This window comes from Nitratireductor sp. PBL-C9 (assembly GCF_050877045.1).
In the GTDB taxonomy this organism is placed as follows: domain Bacteria; phylum Pseudomonadota; class Alphaproteobacteria; order Rhizobiales; family Rhizobiaceae; genus Nitratireductor; species Nitratireductor aquimarinus.
Window position 1 is genome coordinate 752821 of sequence record NZ_JBPAXW010000001.1, and the last position, 16278, is coordinate 769098.

The 16278-nt window shown below is 60.3% G+C and carries 19 protein-coding genes, 1 pseudogene and 1 riboswitch; of the genes and pseudogenes, 11 read left to right on the forward strand and 9 right to left on the reverse strand.

Translation table 11 applies throughout. The features are described from left to right. The first annotated feature begins 58 nt into the window (after positions 1–58). Together ACRTG1_RS03500 and ACRTG1_RS03505 are read left to right on the forward strand one after the other, a co-directional pair. Positions 59–526: a VOC family protein gene (locus tag ACRTG1_RS03500; protein ID WP_317088415.1), complete on the forward strand. Its 468-nt coding sequence runs from the start codon at positions 59–61 to the stop codon at positions 524–526. Positions 527–828: 302 nt separating this feature from the next. Next, complete coding sequence (locus ACRTG1_RS03505; RefSeq protein WP_113157161.1) at positions 829–1068, forward strand: YMGG-like glycine zipper-containing protein; 240 nt, start codon at positions 829–831, stop codon at positions 1066–1068. Between the two features lie 501 nt (positions 1069–1569). Here ACRTG1_RS03505 and ACRTG1_RS03510 read toward each other — a convergent pair. Beyond that, positions 1570–1857 (reverse strand): YciI family protein, encoded by a 288-nt coding sequence (locus ACRTG1_RS03510; protein WP_206546459.1) that lies wholly within the window; start codon positions 1855–1857, stop codon positions 1570–1572. A 6-nt stretch (positions 1858–1863) separates the two neighbouring features. Then, the gene (locus ACRTG1_RS03515) at positions 1864–2445 is read right to left on the reverse strand and encodes a TetR/AcrR family transcriptional regulator (RefSeq protein WP_432515497.1); all 582 of its coding nucleotides are present in this window, start codon (positions 2443–2445) and stop codon (positions 1864–1866) included. Between the two features lie 279 nt (positions 2446–2724). Here ACRTG1_RS03515 and ACRTG1_RS03520 point away from each other — a divergent pair, with 279 nt between their 5' ends. Both ACRTG1_RS03520 and ACRTG1_RS03525 read left to right on the forward strand, forming a co-directional pair. Beyond that, positions 2725–3114 (forward strand): VOC family protein, encoded by a 390-nt coding sequence (locus ACRTG1_RS03520; protein WP_206546457.1) that lies wholly within the window; start codon positions 2725–2727, stop codon positions 3112–3114. Between the two features lie 7 nt (positions 3115–3121). After that, positions 3122–3457: a DUF1801 domain-containing protein gene (locus ACRTG1_RS03525; protein ID WP_432515498.1), complete on the forward strand. Its 336-nt coding sequence runs from the start codon at positions 3122–3124 to the stop codon at positions 3455–3457. On the opposite strand, the gene ACRTG1_RS03530 is transcribed toward ACRTG1_RS03525, so the two are convergent. The 6 genes and pseudogenes from ACRTG1_RS03530 to ACRTG1_RS03555 all read right to left on the reverse strand — a co-directional run bounded on the left by ACRTG1_RS03530 (position 3419) and on the right by ACRTG1_RS03555 (position 8724). Next, entirely contained in the window at positions 3419–3937 is a 519-nt protein-coding gene (locus tag ACRTG1_RS03530; protein ID WP_206546455.1) for a helix-turn-helix domain-containing protein, read from the reverse strand. The genes ACRTG1_RS03525 and ACRTG1_RS03530 overlap by 39 nt on opposite strands. 289 nt (positions 3938–4226) lie before the next feature. After that, a pseudogene (locus tag ACRTG1_RS03535) lies at positions 4227–4361 on the reverse strand (helix-turn-helix domain-containing protein); the annotation flags it as partial. 369 nt (positions 4362–4730) lie between these two features. Then, positions 4731–5339: an exonuclease gene (locus ACRTG1_RS03540; RefSeq protein WP_206996251.1), complete on the reverse strand. Its 609-nt coding sequence runs from the start codon at positions 5337–5339 to the stop codon at positions 4731–4733. 129 nt (positions 5340–5468) lie between these two features. Further along, positions 5469–6896 carry an ISNCY family transposase gene (locus ACRTG1_RS03545; protein WP_432515499.1) on the reverse strand — a complete coding sequence of 476 codons (1428 nt, stop codon included), beginning with the start codon at positions 6894–6896 and terminating at the stop codon, positions 5469–5471. Positions 6897–7059: 163 nt separating this feature from the next. Continuing rightward, on the reverse strand, positions 7060–7419 hold the full coding sequence (locus ACRTG1_RS03550; protein WP_113157044.1) for a DUF5368 domain-containing protein: 360 nt from the start codon (positions 7417–7419) through the stop codon (positions 7060–7062). 12 nt (positions 7420–7431) lie between these two features. Next, complete coding sequence (locus ACRTG1_RS03555; protein WP_206553088.1) at positions 7432–8724, reverse strand: NAD(P)/FAD-dependent oxidoreductase; 1293 nt, start codon at positions 8722–8724, stop codon at positions 7432–7434. A 244-nt stretch (positions 8725–8968) separates the two neighbouring features. Here ACRTG1_RS03555 and ACRTG1_RS03560 point away from each other — a divergent pair, with 244 nt between their 5' ends. From ACRTG1_RS03560 to ACRTG1_RS03570, 3 genes are all read left to right on the forward strand, one after another. Further along, a complete protein-coding gene (locus ACRTG1_RS03560; RefSeq protein WP_206995926.1) occupies positions 8969–9418 on the forward strand; it encodes a pyridoxamine 5'-phosphate oxidase family protein in 450 nt (149 codons plus the stop codon). Positions 9419–9514: 96 nt separating this feature from the next. Beyond that, positions 9515–10351 carry a universal stress protein gene (locus ACRTG1_RS03565; RefSeq protein ID WP_432515500.1) on the forward strand — a complete coding sequence of 279 codons (837 nt, stop codon included), beginning with the start codon at positions 9515–9517 and terminating at the stop codon, positions 10349–10351. 71 nt (positions 10352–10422) lie between these two features. Then, a complete protein-coding gene (locus ACRTG1_RS03570; RefSeq protein WP_113157040.1) occupies positions 10423–10728 on the forward strand; it encodes an XRE family transcriptional regulator in 306 nt (101 codons plus the stop codon). Between the two features lie 9 nt (positions 10729–10737). Here the strand turns inward: ACRTG1_RS03570 and ACRTG1_RS03575 are convergent, their stop codons facing one another. Continuing rightward, positions 10738–11646, reverse strand: coding sequence for a LysR substrate-binding domain-containing protein (locus ACRTG1_RS03575; protein WP_113157039.1), 909 nt, complete (start codon positions 11644–11646; stop codon positions 10738–10740). Positions 11647–11783: 137 nt separating this feature from the next. Between ACRTG1_RS03575 and ACRTG1_RS03580 the strand changes: the two genes are divergently transcribed. From ACRTG1_RS03580 to argE, 4 genes are read left to right on the forward strand one after another with little or no spacing between them, the layout of a single operon-like run. Next, positions 11784–12761, forward strand: a complete 978-nt coding sequence (locus tag ACRTG1_RS03580; protein ID WP_113157038.1) for a Bug family tripartite tricarboxylate transporter substrate binding protein — start codon at positions 11784–11786, stop codon at positions 12759–12761. Positions 12762–12789: 28 nt separating this feature from the next. Then, the gene (locus tag ACRTG1_RS03585; RefSeq protein ID WP_206546451.1) at positions 12790–13302 is read left to right on the forward strand and encodes a tripartite tricarboxylate transporter TctB family protein; all 513 of its coding nucleotides are present in this window, start codon (positions 12790–12792) and stop codon (positions 13300–13302) included. Positions 13303–13327: 25 nt separating this feature from the next. Beyond that, on the forward strand, positions 13328–14821 hold the full coding sequence (locus ACRTG1_RS03590; protein WP_206546450.1) for a tripartite tricarboxylate transporter permease: 1494 nt from the start codon (positions 13328–13330) through the stop codon (positions 14819–14821). Continuing rightward, positions 14814–16004 (forward strand): acetylornithine deacetylase, encoded by a 1191-nt coding sequence (gene argE / locus ACRTG1_RS03595; protein ID WP_432515501.1) that lies wholly within the window; start codon positions 14814–14816, stop codon positions 16002–16004. Before ACRTG1_RS03590 ends, argE begins: the two co-directional genes overlap by 8 nt. Before the next feature lie 109 nt (positions 16005–16113). Continuing rightward, a riboswitch (TPP riboswitch) is annotated at positions 16114–16238 on the forward strand. The last annotated feature ends 40 nt before the right edge of the window (positions 16239–16278 follow it).

A 16278-nucleotide genomic window follows, 5' to 3' on the forward strand; every position in this document is an offset into this window, starting at 1 on the left:
ATCATGGCTTGCCTGATCGGCGCCTGCGCACATCGCGGCCGATTTCGGGAGCGGCAACATGCAGGACCCATTCAGGCGCGCCACGCTGGGGGCGGGCGTCTTCTACCGCGATCCGACCGCCGCGCTGGACTGGCTCGAACGGGCATTCGGTTTTGAGCGTCATACCGTGGTGCGGGACAGGGACGGTGAACTCGTTCACTCCGAAATGCGCATCGGGGATGCCTGTATCATCGTCGATTCCGAATGGTCTTCCCATGTCGCCAGCCCGGCCTCGGTGGGTGCGAAGAACACGCAGGCTCTCTACATCAAGCTCAAGGGCGGGCTCGACGATCATTGCGAGCACGCCCGACAGGCCGGCGCAGAGATCTTGCAGGAGCCGGAAGACCAGATCTACGGCGACCGCACCTATCGCGCACGCGATCCCGAGGGACATGTCTGGACATTCATCCAGCCTGTCCGATCCGTTTCGCGCGAGGAGGTTCAGAACCTGACAGGCTGGTCCATTGAGGGCTGGCACGGGGAGTAGGTGTGTGATGGGAGTAGTGAAGCCAGAGCGATGGCGGAGAGTGAAACGCCGGCGGCTGCATGCTTGTTACGGAGTTGTGTAGTTCGTCCCTGAGGAACCGGAAGTTTGTCATGAGCCGGAGAACTCCACGCTAGCATGGTTCCTTACGCGAATTTGCTCACCGTAAATCAACGCGCTGGCGCCTGCCTGCATCCTCTTGAAATCGATGGTGAGACGGAGCCGCTTGTTTGAAGATTGCAACAAGTGTAGCCTTTTGGGGTGCCAATGGGTGGATTTTTGTGAGGTACACGATGGTTCGGAATATGCTTGTCGTTGCAGCAGCCGCCTTTGCCATAGCTGGCTGCACCACCACAGAGCGGGACGTTGGCGTGGGAGCCACAGCAGGTGCTGTTGTCGGCGGATTGGCCGACGGTGGTCGAGGAGCGCTTATTGGCGCCGGCGCAGGGGCGTTGGGCGGTCTTCTCGTTCGAAACCTTCGCAATGGATATTGCGAGTATCGCGGTCGCGACGGTCGGATCTACAGGGCCCGGTGCCGTAAGTAGTTCCCGATCCGATTTTACAGGATTTCGACGTGGCGGAATTAGACGTCCGACAGAATTTTCTGTCGGACGCGCCGCAATCCCCGAGGCATCGACAATCGTTCGTGCCCAGGGAACTTCATTGTTCGGCCCGGTGACGCTTTCGCTGGGCCTTAGACAGTTATGAATTGACGCACTTCATTTTCGTGATCTTTTGCGGCGATGTTCGGCGTTGCCGTTTTCTCACCGCAGGCTGATCTCTGCTGGTTTCGCACCATTTTTCTGTCCTTAGTCCTCTGGCTTTTACTTTGACAGCCTGATTGTCTCCTTCTGGAGAAGGACAGGTGGCTGCTCCATCTCTGTCATCCCATGAGTACTGGCGGCTGCCCGAAAGCTGGCGTTCCGAGCGTAGACGGCAACCGGAGAACCCCATTCCTTGTCGTAATAGTCGAGGAACTCCGGCGCCGCACCTGACCAGCTACAGCGTGGTTCACCATCGGCTCATGTGAAGAGCTTTGGCATCGTTCAGGCTTTCAAGAAGTCAAGCGCGGGTGTTGTCTTCTTGACGTCGACTTCGGTGATCTCGGCAACGACGACATTGTGCTCTACGAACGGATCGGTATTGATACGCCTCTCGATCTCTTCGCGGCTTTCTCCTGTCGCCAGAATCGCGCCGCCGCCTTCCGGTGTCAGGGAGCCCACACATTGAAAGATGCCGTCGCCGAAACCCTGAGCGATCCATTCGTTGTGGGCCGGCATGAAATCCGAGGCGGCTGATTTGTTTTCGGAGAAGCGGAGATAGATGATGAACACTGTTGTCTAGTCTTTCGTTGAGGTTTGAACGGGAAGTCGGTCAAGCCACGCCTCCAGCGCGGAGACTTCCGCCCTGAGGAATGCCTCATCCTTGAGGGCGGAGACCATCACTGCGATGCCTTGCGAGCGGGCGAGAACATGCAACGCCAGAGCATCGGCATCATCCTTATGCCCGAGCGCCCTGAACTGATCCGCAAGCCAGTCGCGAAACAGGCCGAAAATCTCTGCGGCGCGCGATTCTGCGATGTGATCCAGCTTGGCCAACTCGGTCGTTAGCGTCCCGACCGGGCATCCGAATGCCATGATCTTGGTCCGATTGGTGATGAGGATACGGATGAAAGACCGTATTCGGTCTTTCGGTGCGGCGTCCGTTTCCCAGGCCTCGAGCAGTGTCTGTGTTGCTGCCAGGCGACGGTCAATGACCGCGTCGAGAATATCGTCCTTGGACTTGAAGTGGTGGTAGAAATTGCCGCGGGAGATGCCGACCGCTCCCGCAATGTCCGCAAAGGATGTCGCCTCGAAACCTGCCTCGTAGAAGAGGGCATCGGCCTTTTCTTCGATACGTTTGCGAGTGGCTGATGGTGACATGGAGGCCCCTGAAGAGTCGCTATAGCCAAGATTAGGACAAACGTCCTAATCTGTCAAACGTGAACTCCGAAAGCGGCCGTCGTGCATCGCGCAGCATTCGGTAGCATGGGCTCAGAGCGGTCGCTGGGCCGTACACCAGCAATCCGAATGGCTGCTGTCACAATGGCGGGTTGGAGCCCGGAGTGCGTGATGCTGCGCAGCCGCTGAATGTCGGCTTTCTTCAAGACCGCCGTCCCATCGCGGCCTATCGTTGTGGTCGCATTGTTGGAGACACCTCACATGATCTTTCGCTACACGATTCTCTACGTGGATGACGTCTCGTCGTCGCTCGACTTCTTCGTAAAGGCTTTTGGGTTCGAACGCGGCTTCCTTCACGAAAGCGGCGATTACGGCGAGCTGCTAACAGGGGAAACCAAACTGGCTTTCTCCTCAAGAACCCTCATGCGTCAGTTGGACAAGGACCCGGCGCTGCCGAGACCGGACGCCCCGACGTTCGAGATCGCATTCGAGACGGAGGATGTGGCTGGCACCCTGCAAAGGGCGCTCGACGCGGGGGCCACGCTCATTCAGGACGCGCGCGATGAACCATGGGGGCAGACAACGTCATACGTGGCGGACCCGAATGGGTATCTGATCGAAATCTGCACAGCAGTACAGTTGCCGGGTTGAGGCCATGATGGAGGAGTCAGAGAAAGCCAAAATTGTCGCTCAGTTGAAAGCTGTTGTCGCAACGGTCGAGCCGGAGGCGGCCTTTATCGCGAAATATGGGGGAACCATGGTCGAGAGCGTTCCCGGGCAGCCCAAATCGCAGTTCTGCGGGATTTTCGCCTACAAGGACCACGTTTCCCTAGAGTTCACCAACGGCGCGCAGCTGGCTGATCCGGAAAAGGTGCTAGAAGGCGGCGGAAAGCACCGGCGTCACATCAAGCTCGCCAGCCTCGCCGACATCGTGGACAAGCGATGCGGGCATTTCCTACGTCAGGCCCGCGATCTCCAAGCCGATTTCCAATGACCAGTTGCCAAGCCCGGGTTGCGCCAGATCGGCAATGGCAGCAGGGTTCCGGCGGAGTTGGACGGGCGTCCAGCCGAACCACCGCACGAACTCTCGCGTCATGTGGGCCTGGTCGCTATAGCCGTAGTGTGCCGCGATCTCGGCAAGCGGAACACGACATGGCAGGGCCTGAACCGCCCGCCGGGCCCGACCCAGCTGACGCCAGAAGGCCGGGGTTGGAAGCGACAGGTGCCTGAACCGACGTTGCAGGGTTCTTTCCGATACGCCCTGTTGCCGGGCCAGGCGATGAACGCTGTTGCCCGGCAAGCAAAGGGCATCGATGATTTCCGAAATCTCTTGGTCATGCCGCGTGAGGGCTTCGATCTCTGTATCAAGGTTCGACACGTCACGGTCCGCGATCTCGAATTCGGCAAGGTCTAGCGTGGTGCCAGGCCGCAGCCGATATCCAGTCAGGCAGGTTCCTGCGTCGAGCCTGACCAACCTTGGCGCGAAGTCCCAGTCAGTGACTTGAAGAACCTCGCTTCCCGCCCTGCCGCAGGACAAGACAAGCAGATCGACACAACCATCTGGAAGAACCACCGAGACTTCGTTGGCCCCGACTGCGTAGGTCCAGCGATGAACGCAGGGGGGGGTAGCTTGGGTCAATGCGGGCATGACAGTCAAAGTAAACGAATAGCTGCCGCTGATCCAGAGCGAAGCAACGGCTGGTTCGTCCGCATGACAGTCATTGGGGGCTGCTGGCAGGTGGCTTTGTCACGAATGCCGGCTATTTGACCTCGCGGAAAAACGTTGAACGATGCCGGTCGAGTTTCGCGGCGTTGTGGTCAACGCTAATGCCGGCCATCCGCCAGCGGGCAATCTTGCGGCGGTCATCCAAATCGAGTTGGGAGTAGGTGCGCTTCATGGTGTTTCCTTGCATACGATAACCGATTGATATCGCTGCAAAGTCGCACTTCAAGATAGAACGCACCGGTTATAGTTTCTTGTCAAAGCTGAATAGGGGCGGGACATGTCTGGCCGGATAGAAATGCGACACTCGTGAACTGCCGCTTGCTCGGACGGTCAGCCCCCTGACGGGCTGGCTGGTCAGGGTTGCAAAGCCCGACAGGGGGCGGATGAGGGGCGACCCTTTGGCTTTAGCTCTGACAGCGCTAAAACAATCAAACATGGATTTTGCCAACGGCAGCTTAGCACCCGTTTCGGTCGTTCGGGGTTGTGTGCTTGAATGGCAACTTTGAGCCCGGAGTGGTCATTTGCACAGGACCGTCGCAGGTCAATCAAAGTCCGACATCTTCAACGCTCCTTGTCTAAGTAAGTGCTGGATGACGTAGGAGACGGAAAGGGCATCATCCAATGCATCGTGGCCACGTAGCGGCGGGCATTCAAGTTGATAATAGCTGGCAAGTCGATTGCTCGGCGTTTTCTTCATATCCTCGTATGGCATTCCGGCCCTGAGAAGAATTTGACAGGCGTTACCAAACTGCGTTGCAGGAATAGGAGGCACCAGGCCTTCGACAAAGCAGCTGATCGCAACCATGTTGAATTCGTCCTTTCCCCAAGACCAGAGCTTTTTCCCGGAGGCAAACTCCCTGGTTTTCTCAAGGGCTTGCTCCAGAGAAGTTCCTTCCCGCTCAATGTCGTCTTCCGCAATGCCTGTCAGTTTCGTGAAGAAAGGATCAAGCACGTAGCGGTCTCCTTGGCGGCTTCGTGGTATCACATGGAGACGCAGCGTATCTAAGATGGGGAAGTCGGCTTCCAGCCCGATCTTCACGATCCCGATCTGCGCAACGACAGGGTCGGGATCATACGGCCCACACCAGAACCGGGACGGCGAACCTTCTGCGGTGAGAAATTCGCAATCAAAAACCAAGGTATGTCTCAAGCAGCCATCCTCCTAGCAATCAGGGGAAATCCTGTTCTCTGGCGGCGGTGCCGGCAACGGCAGCCAGGTCCGCATAGCAGACATTGGTGCAGCCTATCTTTAATGGCAGCAATCCAACTCCGCATTCGATCACTCCGCTGCGTCCATCCGTTCAATCGCTTTCTTGCTTTTGGCATTGACCTCCGGATCACTCACAAAATCCGTCCGCCGTCCCGGCTTTGTCCCGCGCTTCTGGTATCCGTTGGCTGTGCTGCCGTCCCGAATGCCGAACATATGATCCTTCTGGCCGGTGCGCCGTGGAGCGCTCTTGCTGCGCTGCTGTTGCCGCTTGGCCTGCGTCTCGGCGACTACCGCCAAAATGTCGTCCAGGCGCTTGTTCTCCACGACTTGCGACCTATGAACCGATCGCAGCGTATCGAAAGTTCTGTAGGGCAGGGTGATGCCTTCATGCATGATCTCAAGCCTGCCATCGGGATAGTCGCAAACGATAACCTTCTGCCCGGCAAGCTTCTTCGTATGGGTGGTCGGATCGAGGATGAAGATCACCTTGTCGTAGCGCAAGGTGAGGGATTGTGAGAGTGTGCGGACTTCCTTGCGGCACATGGCTCCGTCCAGATTCTCATGCTCGGCAAGAACACGGTGCATGTTCTTCGGATTGCGCGGCTCCTTGCCGAACCGCCGATTGAAATCCGCCATGAATGCAGGCGCAAAAGCATTTGCGTCGTCAAGCGTGCTGATGCCACGCAACCGCAACTCCTTGACCAATCGATCCTGCAATGTCCTGTTCGCCCGTTCGACGCGGCCTTTGGCTTGCGGCGTGTTCGCGCAGATGATGTCGATGTTGAGCTCGTAAAGTGCGCGGCCGAATTGCGTCAGACCGCTGGTTCGGTCCTTCTCGGATGCGTGCGTGGAGCGGAAAACGCCATGCTTGTCGCTGTAAAAGGCAATCGGTTTGCCCCATTCTTCCAGATAGGTCTTCGTCGCCTGAAGATAATCGAACGTGTTCTCGGACGGTGCAAAGCGCAGGTGAAGCAGCTTGCCGGTCGCATCATCAATATAGACGAGCAGGGCGCATTTTGGCCCCCGGTTCTCGAACCACCAGTGGTGCGATCCATCGATCTGAACCAGTTCGCTCAAACAATCACGCCGAGCGCGCGGCTGGTAGATGCGCTGCTTGCGTTCGCGCCGTGAGGTCCAGATTCCGGCGCCCGTCATCCATTGCCGCAGGGTCTCTTTGCCAACGGCAATCCGATGCAGCTCAATCAGCTTCTCGCGCGCCAGCGTGGGGCCAAAATCGTGATAGCGCTCGCGTATCAGATCAAGCACAGCGTTGCGGAACTCATCGCTATGACGCCGGTTGCTGGGCCGACCGCGCTTCCTCGAAACAAGACCAATAGCACCATCACGATCATAAGCCTGCAACAAGCGATGCATATGGCTTCGGCTCAGGGACAGCATCTCTGCTGCCTGAACGACACTCAACCTTCGATCCTTGATCTTTTGAACAGCTTCCAGCCGGTTCAGTTCTTTTTGCGACATGGTCATCAAACAAGACATGGCGGCTCCATCAGCATGTGGCCTCAGAGCACAGTCTTCCTTCCAGCGTTGAACTTGACCAGCTAGAAGGGCGAAAACTGTCGCATCTCTAACGGGCCCAACTGTCGCATTACTAAATGGCTGCTATATCAAATGATCGCATAACATACATTATGGAACCAATCTAACCCTCCGAGCGCTCCGGTGGTGCGATGAGTGAACCGGCGGTGTAGACGAGGATCGAAAGTCCCACCGCGCCCAGCGCCGCGATGCCGAGGAAGATGATCACATCTATCGGCCCGCCGAGATCCGACAGGCTGGATTTCGTCACCCACAGCACCAGCGCCACCGCCGCCACCGCGCCGAACGGCATGGAAAGCTGCGCCCACAGGAACTTCTTCATGGAAACCGAGCGGTCGCGGATCAGCACATAGATATAGGCCAGCGTGATCACCACGGCCGCCACAACCAGAAACCAGAACAGACCGCGTCCGAACATTTCTTCGAACACCGCGATCATCGTGCCAAATGTAAGGTCTTTCATGATCCTGTCCTCTCAGGCTTCGCCGCGCAGCATCGCGTTGTAGGTCGGCTTGAGCGCCAGCTCCTTCATCAGCCAGCTGATCCATAATTCTTCCAGCGGCGCGATGATGCCCGGGAAGGATGGAACGAGATTGTTCTGATAGTCGAACTCGACCAGCATCGCCCGGCCCACGCGGGTGATCATCGGGCATGAGGTGTAACCATTGTAGCTTGCCGTGCCTTCGTTCCCCGCAATGGCCGCGACCAGATGATCCTCGACCACCGGCACCTGCCATTTCACGCTGGCTGCGGTCTTTCCCTTGGGCACGCCGGCCACATCGCCCAGCGCGAAAACATCGGGATAGCGCAGGTGGCGCAGCGTCTGCATGTCCACCTCGACCCAGCCCTGATCGGTCCATTTGTCCGCCCAGGAAAGGCCCGACTGGCGCACCACATCGGGCGCGCGCTGCGGCGGGATCACGTGGAGATAGTCGTAACCAAGCTCCTTCTCGCCCTCCGGCGTGTCGAAGGTGGCGATCCGGCGGCCGGCGTCCACACGCTTCAGCACATGCGAGAGCGCCGGCGCGATGCCGCGATCCTGAAACAGCATGCGCACCTTTTCGGCCACGATGGGCACACCGAATAGCGCCTGCGAATTGTTGGCGTAGATGATCTCCGTCTTGCCGGCATTGCCGTTGGTTCTGGCAATGTCGTCGATGAGGAAGGTGTGCTTGAGCGGCGCGCCCGCGCATTTCATTTCGGTGGCGGGCCGTGTGAACACGCCGACACCGCCCTCCTCGGTGAATTTCGAGGCCGCAGCCCAGGTCCGCGCGGCATAGTCCGGTCCCGCATAAAGCGCGCCGATGCCGTTTTCGCCGACCATGTCGAGCGAGAACCCCTCGATGGCGTCGTGATCCAGAACCAGGCCCGGTGCCACAACGAGGAAATCATAGCGGACCGTCTGGCCGCCGCTGGTCGTGACCGTGCGGGCTTCCGGGTCGATTTCCGTGGCGGCCTCGGCAATCCAGTCGATGCCGTCCGGCAGCCAGTGCGCCGTCGAGGAGACGACGTAATCTGCCGGTTTCAGCCCGGCTGCAACGAGGGAGAGCCCCGGCTGATAAAGATGCCGCTCGCTTGGATCGACGATGGTGATCTTCGCGCCATCGAGCCTGCGCACCAGGCGGTTGGCGAGCGATGTGCCAGCGGCCCCTGCCCCGATGATCACGATGGAAGCGGATGTTTTCACGGTCTGGGCCGGCGCGGTGTGGGCGGATGCGCCAAGAAGGGCGCCGGCGGCGGAAAGAGTGATGAACTGGCGTCTGTTCAAGGTCAGAGCCTCCCTGCTTGTCGTGGCCTGCGGGATACTTCATCCGGAGCCACATTCATTGCGATGGATAAGACAATAGACGGCTATTTTCCTTGATTAAGATCAAGCGGGGTGATGCAATACTGTCGACGCGCAGATCTTGCATCCTGTCGACAGGAATGGAATGCCCTTGATCTGCATCAACGACTTTCAGTCGGTTTCGGCTGAAGGTCAGAGGCAATGGCAGCAGCAGGAAACAGGCTCGATGATCATTCGCTCCCTGACAGAAGAAGAATGCGTCGCGGTGCTGGATCGCAACCGGCTCGGCCGGCTTGCCTGCGCCCGGGATGGCGAGCCCTATCTGGCGACGATCCACTATGTGCATGCGCAGGGCAGCCTTTATGCCTTCTCGCTTCCCGGTCGCAAGATCGATTTCATGCGCGCCAATCCGCGTGTTTCGATGCTGATTGAGGAGAAGGACGAGAAGGGCTGGCGCAGCGTGGTCGTTAATGGCCGTTTCGAGGAACTGCCAAACGAGATCGGCCACAAGAAGCAGCGTGAGCAGGCGTGGCAATTGCTGAGCCAGCACGAAAACTGGTGGCTGCCTGGCGGTCTGAAGCCGGTTCTTCCCGTCACGACGAAACAGCCGCACCTGTTCTTCCGCATTGGGGTCGAGGAAATGTCGGGCCGGCTGGCCGACCGTGAGGCGGAGTAGAGCCATGGCGCAGCCTTCCGCCTTGATCCAGAACAAGGCGGAAGGGCCGGACAGGGACCATACTTGATTGCATTCAACGGTTTTGGGAGAGCGACGATGTCTTACAAGACAATACTCTGTGTGATCTCTGCCAGTCAGGGCGACAATGACCTGAAGCAGGCGCTGACGCTTTGCGAGCAGAACGAGTCTCATCTGGCCGTTCAGGTGCTCGGCATCGCCGCTCCACCGCCGGTTGGCACCTATGCCGCCACCGTTTCGGAAACCTGGGCCGTCGAGCGCCAGGCAGATATCGAGCGCCTCAGCCAGCGGGTGAAAGAGGTCAATGATATCATCGCCAGGGCGCAGGTTTCGGCGGATGTCGACAGTGTTTTCGTGGAGCGGACCGTGGTGGACGATGTGGTCGGCCGCCGGGCGCGCTATGCGGATCTCGCCGTCATTGGAGCGGATCTCAGAAACAACGAGGATCTGCGCGGCCCGGTGCTGAACGGCCTGTTCTTCCATGCCCAGATTCCCGCCATGATCTTCCCGGACGACAGGCCCATGGCGCTCGTCGCGAGCAACATCATGATTGCCTGGGATTGCCGTCTGGAGGCATCGCGGGCCGTGCATGAGGCAAGGCCCCTGCTCGCGGCTGCCGGCAATGTCCATGTGGTGATGATCGACCCCGAGGCCGGCGAGCGCGCGGATGGCGAAGAACCGGGCGCGGATCTTGCGACTTATCTGGCCCGCCTGGGTGCGAAAGTGACCGTGGAGCGCGTCACCAGTTCCGGCCGCAGCGTCGCCGAAACGCTTCAGCGGCGCGCGCAGGACATGCAGGCCGATCTTGTGGTCATGGGCGCTTACGGGCATTCGCGGCTGCGCGAACGCATTTTCGGCGGCGTCACGCGGTCGATGGTCGAAGAACCGGCAGTGCCGGTCTTCATGGCGCGCTGAGCGCGGGGCACGCTGAATGGGGGCACGCTGAACGAGAGGCGCGCCAAACCGACGAAAGGGAAACGTCTGCAATGTCGATCACACCCGAACAGTGCCGCGCGGCGCGGGCCATGACCCGCGTTTCCAGAGAGGTGCTGGCCAATGCCGCGAATGTGCCGATCTTCGTGATCGAGCAATATGAGCAGATGCTGTCGGAACCGGATGATGCGCAGCTTGAAAGCATCGAGACGGCGCTTGAGACGCTTGGCGCGGAGTTCATCGATGAAGACAGATATGGCGGCGCAGGTGTGCGCCTTCGGTTCGATGCGACCCTTTCCAGAAGCATGTCCGACTGGGAAAGCGAAGGCGGCCGCGCCGCCGACAATGACGTGCCCTGAGGGCCTTCTTCAGGAGAGAACGCCCTGCTCGCGCAGCATACCGATCTCGGCGCGGATCGTGTCGATGAAGGCGTTTTCGATGCGGCTCAGCGGGCGGTCTTCGTGATGGAAGATCGCCATTTCCCATGGGATGGAGGGCTTTAGCGGCCGCTCGATCACATCGTCGCCCGAAGGCAGAAGACTGCTGAACGGATCGACGATGGCAATGCCGACGCCACGCCGCACGAGGCCGTGCACCGCGCGCAGAGTGCGCGCCTCCGCCGCGATCTGGCGCTGCGCGCCGGCGGTCTGCATCATGTAGTCGACGCGGGTGCGCAGCGGGCTGCCGATCGCCAGCTCCACAAACACTTCGCGCCGCAAATCTTCAATCTGCACCACATCCCTGCCCGCCAGCCTGTGCCCTTTCGGGATCAGGCAGCGCGCCTCGCAGGCCCCCAGGTTAATCAGGCTCGCGCCATAGGGGCTCGCATCCAGCGTGATGCCGACGCCCAGATCGCAGCTTCCCTCGTTGAACATGCGCAGAAGCTCTTCAAGGCCCGTATCGACGATCTTCACCGCCACGTCCGGATGCGTCTGCTTGAAGCGCGCGACGACATCCAGCAGGAACGTGTCCACATAGATCGGCTGTGCAGCCACCACGATGCGCCCCACCTGCCGGTTGGCGATGGCGCGCGCTTCGCGCTCAAGCTCCTGAAACGCGGTCAGTGAACGCGAGACATTTGTGTGGAACAGGATCGCCTCATGGGTCGGCATGAGCTGGTTGCGTTTGCGCACGAACAGGGGAAAGCCAATCGTCTCCTCCAACTGGCCGAGAAGGCGGCTCACCATGGGCTGGCTGATCTTCAGCGCCGCTGCCGCGCGCGTCGCGGAACCATGGCTCATGAAGGCGTCGAACGCCTCGAGCTGCTTCAGGTTCATCTGCGCATCCTCAATAGTCACTATTAATAATAGTAATACTAACAGGCATAATTTGCGAAATAAAGCATACTGTGCAAAAAAAGCGTGCGCTCGGTCCATCCGGGCGAATGGCTTCACTCTCCCAGGGAGGACCCTGCATGAAATCTGTACTGAAAAACATTGTGGCTGCTGCCGCTCTCGTTCTCGCAGCCGGCACGGCGCACGCGGGCGATTATCCGGAAAAGGCCGTGACCATCGTTGCGCCTTATGGCGCAGGCGGCGCTTCGGACATGGCGGCGCGCGCATTGGCCGAGACCGCCCGTGATTATCTCGGCGACCAGCCGGTTGTCGTGGTCAACAAGCCGGGCAATGGCGGCATGATCGGCGCTCGTTTCGTTTCCGAGATCGAGCCGGACGGTTACACGCTTCTTCTCGCCCGCGTCGGCATGGCGCTCTACCCGGCGGTTCAGGAAAGCTCCCCGGTCGGTTGGGATGGCTACACCTTCCTCGGTTCGCTCGAAGCAACCCCGATGATCCTCGCCGTGGCGGAAAACTCCCCCTACAAGTCGGCTGAAGAGCTCATCGCGGCGATGAAGGCCGAGCCGGGCGCCCTCACCTATGGCGCATCCGGCGCGACCGCCATTGACGGCTTCACCGTTCAGGCGCTGCTGGCCGACAATGAACTCGACCCGCTGACGGCAGCGACCCTCGTGCCCTACAAGGGCGGCGGCGCTCTCGCGACCGCGCTTCTGGGCGGCCATGTGGATTTCCTCGCCATCGCGGCCGGTTCGCTGATGCCGCACATCGAGTCCGGCAAGATGCGCGCTCTGATGGTCTACGCACCGTCGCGCATGGACACGCTGCCTGACGTCCCGACCGCAGCCGAGCTCGGCTTCGACAAGGCTGGCCAGATCACCGGCTGGAGCGCACTCTACGGCCCGAAGGATCTGCCGGAAGAGGTCGTGACCCGCTGGCAGGAAACCCTCAACAAGGTTGGCGAGGACGAGACCTGGCTTGAGCTGGCCAAGCGCCGCGGCTCCATCTCCACGGCTGGCAAGGAAGACATGCCTGCCTATGCCAAGTCGCAGTACGAGCTGTTCAACGGGCTCGCCCGCGAGTTCGGCTACATTCAGTAAGCCAACTTAAGAACCAGGAGGACGCGGCATGCTGAACAAGGGAATGCTCCGGGGCTTTTTGATCGCCCTTTTCTTCGGCGTGGTGCTTTTTGCACTGATCCCGATCCACGTGCCGCGTCCTTCCTTCATTCCAGGCTTCGCGCCCCCGCCAGACATGTGGCCGCGCACCGTCTCGATTCTGGGCCTCGCGCTCGGCATTCTGGCGATGGTGCTTGTAGCTCTCAGCGGCGGGCGCGCAGCTCCGGAAGAGGCGGAATATTCGCCTGCCTCGCCTGCGGAATGGCGCAACCGGCTGATCCGGCTCGCGCTGGCGCTCGCCGCATTTGCAGGCTTCGTCTTTCTTGCGCCGCGCCTCGGTTTTCTGCCGTCATCGATGCTGCTGGCGCTCGCTGCCTTCATTCTCGCCGGAGCTTCGTCGCGCTGGGTCGCAGTGCTTGCGCTGGCCGTCCTGCTGCCGCTCGGCCTGCAGCTCTTCTTCGGTAATGTAACGCACACGCCCTTCCCTCAGGGGAGCTGGGGCATCTTCCCCACCTTCAACTGAGAACGCCACCAGGACCGCTCAACACATGTGGAACGATCTTCTTTTCGCATTCGAATCCGTCGCCACGCTGGCCAATGTGCTGGCCATGGGCGCGGGCATCCTGGCCGGTGTGATCATCGGCGCCATTCCGGGCATGACCGGCACCATGGCGGTGACGCTCGCCCTGCCCTTCACCTTCTATCTGTCGCCCGTCACCAGCATTCTTTTGCTCGTTGCGCTCTACAAGGGCAGCACCTATGGCGCGTCGATCTCGGCGATCCTCATCAAGACGCCGGGCACGGCGTCCGCCGCCTGTACGGTGCTTGATGGCTGGCCGCTGGCCCAGAAGGGCAAGGCCGGCAAGGCGCTCAACATGGCGCTCATCTCGTCCTGTATCGGCGATTTCCTGTCCAACATTTCGCTGATCTTCCTCGCGGCCCCGCTGGCGCTTCTGGCGCTGCGCGTTGGTCCGCCGGAATATTTCATGCTGATGGCCTTCGCGCTGACCATGGTCGCCTCCATTTCCGGCGGCTCGCTGCTGCTCGGCGTCGTGTCGGCCTGTTTCGGTCTGCTTCTGGCAACCGTCGGCGAGGACATGTACGGCTCGTTCCGCTTCGCCATGACCGAGGACATGAAGGGTGGCCTTTCCGTGGCACCCGTTCTGATCGGTCTGTTCGCCCTGCCCGAGCTTCTGCGTCTCATCGTTTTCCGCGAGGAAAACCATGGCCAGGCCATGAAACTTGGCGACAACCGGCTGACGCTGGCGGAATTCCGCGGCTCGGTGAAATCCATCATCCGCGGCAGCTTCATCGGTGTGATCATGGGCGCCATTCCGGGCATCGGGCCGTCGGCCGCCGCCTTCTTCTCCTATGGTGAGGCGCGTCGCTCCTCCCCCAACAGCGAGAATTTCGGCAAGGGCGAGCTGGAGGGCATCGCGGCTTCTGAATCGGCCAACAATGGCTGCTGCGGCGCGACCATGATCCCGCTTCTGGCGCTCGGCGTTCCCGGAGACGTGATCACCGGCGTCATGCTCGGCGCGTTCATGATCCAGGGCCTCACGCCCGGCCCGCTTCTGTTCCAGAACAATCTGAACGAGGTCTACATGCTGTTCATCGGCATGATGTTCTCCTCGGTCCTGCTGTTCGGCGCGGGCAAGCTGACGGTGCGCTTCTTCTCGCACATCGCGTCGATCCCGCAGGTGCTTCTGACGCCTGTGGTCCTGATGCTGTGCGTCTATGGCATCTATTCGATTTCCAGCAACATGTTCGACGTCACCGTCCTGCTCATCATGGGCGTTGTCGGCTTCATCATGCTGCTTTTGAACATCCCCCCGGCGCCGTTCCTGATCGCCTTCATTCTGGGGCCGATGTTCGAGGACAATCTGCGCCGCGCGCTGGCCATTTCGCGCGGTGACCCGTCCGTCTTCTTCCAGTCCGCCATTTCCTGGATTTTCGCAGGTCTGATCGTGTTCTTCGTCGGCCTGACGATCCGCCGGGAGTGGCAAAAATACCGAGAGAACCGTGCTGCACAGAATGCCTGAGGCCGAAAAGTCCACCATGTCACTGCTTGAGAATGCCAAGAGCCACCTGAAGGATCTGGTCGCCTTCGATACGACGAGCCGCTACTCGAACCGGCCGCTCATCGACCACATGGCGGCGTTCCTGCGGGAATACGGCATCGAGCCGGTCATACTGCTGGACGAGACGGGCGAGAAGGCAAACCTGATCGCCCGCATCGGCCCTGCAGACGTTCCCGGCGTCGTGCTGTCCGGCCACACCGATGTGGTGCCGGCGCTGGAAAAGGGCTGGACTTCCGGTCCGTTCGACCTGACCGAGCGCGACGGAAAGCTCTATGGCCGCGGAAGCTGCGACATGAAGGGCTTCGCCGCCTGTGTCATGGCGATGGTGCCGCAGCTGGCAGCCGCGAAGCTGGAAAGGCCCGTCTGGCTCTGCTTCTCCCATGACGAGGAAGTGGGCTGCCTCGGTGCGCCGGCCATCGCCGAATGGCTGGCCGCGCTCGACGTTCCGCCCATGCTGGCGATCATCGGCGAGCCGACCGACATGACGCTGGTGACCGGTCAGAAGGGCAAGATCGCCATGCGCTGCCATGTGCATGGCACGTCCGGCCACTCCTCCTTCGCGCCTGATCACGTCAACGCCATCGACTATGCGGCGCGCATCGTTTCGATGATCGCCGAACGCGGCGAGCAGATCGGCGAGGAAGGCCCCTTCGACCGCGATTTCACGGTGCCGCATTCGACCATGCTGGCGACCATGATTTCCGGCGGCGTCGCCACCAATGTGACGCCGGATCTGTGCAGCTTCAACTTCGAGATTCGCAGCCTGCCGACCCATGATGCGCGGGCCGAACTGGAATCTCTGAAAAAGCGCGCAAACGAAGAAATTTTGCCGAAAATGCAGGCGAAATGCGCCGAAACCGGCATCGAATGGGAAGAAATTTTCGCCTATCCGGCGATGGGCGACAGCACGTCGACCGACGGCTTCGCCTTCTTCCGCGACATCATGCCGGAGTGGTCGGGCAAGGTGTCCTACGGTTCGGAAGGCGGTGTGTTCGAGACCATCGGCGGCATCCCTTCGGTGATTGTCGGCCCCGGCTCGATTCGCCAGGCGCACAAGCCCGACGAATTCGTTGCAATCGAACAGCTGGACCTTTGCCTCGATTTTCTCGGCAAGGTCGCCTGGAAGGTCACCGAACCGGCCTGACCTAAGCATTCCGGCCCGGCCGCTCATCGCGGCCGGGCCTCCCCTGACGCGGAGTTCTGCACAACCGCGTCAGCCTGCTTGACAAGCAGCACCGCCTTCGCCCACCCTAAAGCCTCACCTGGGGGGTCCCGCCAAGGGGCTGAGATTCTGCTGGCATGGTTTTCCATGCAGCGCAGTGACCCGATGAACCTGATCCAGTTCATACTGGCGTAGGGATGGTGCACGCTTGGCGGGTCACAGGCTTATCGCGGCCGAAAACCGTTTCCGTACAGGA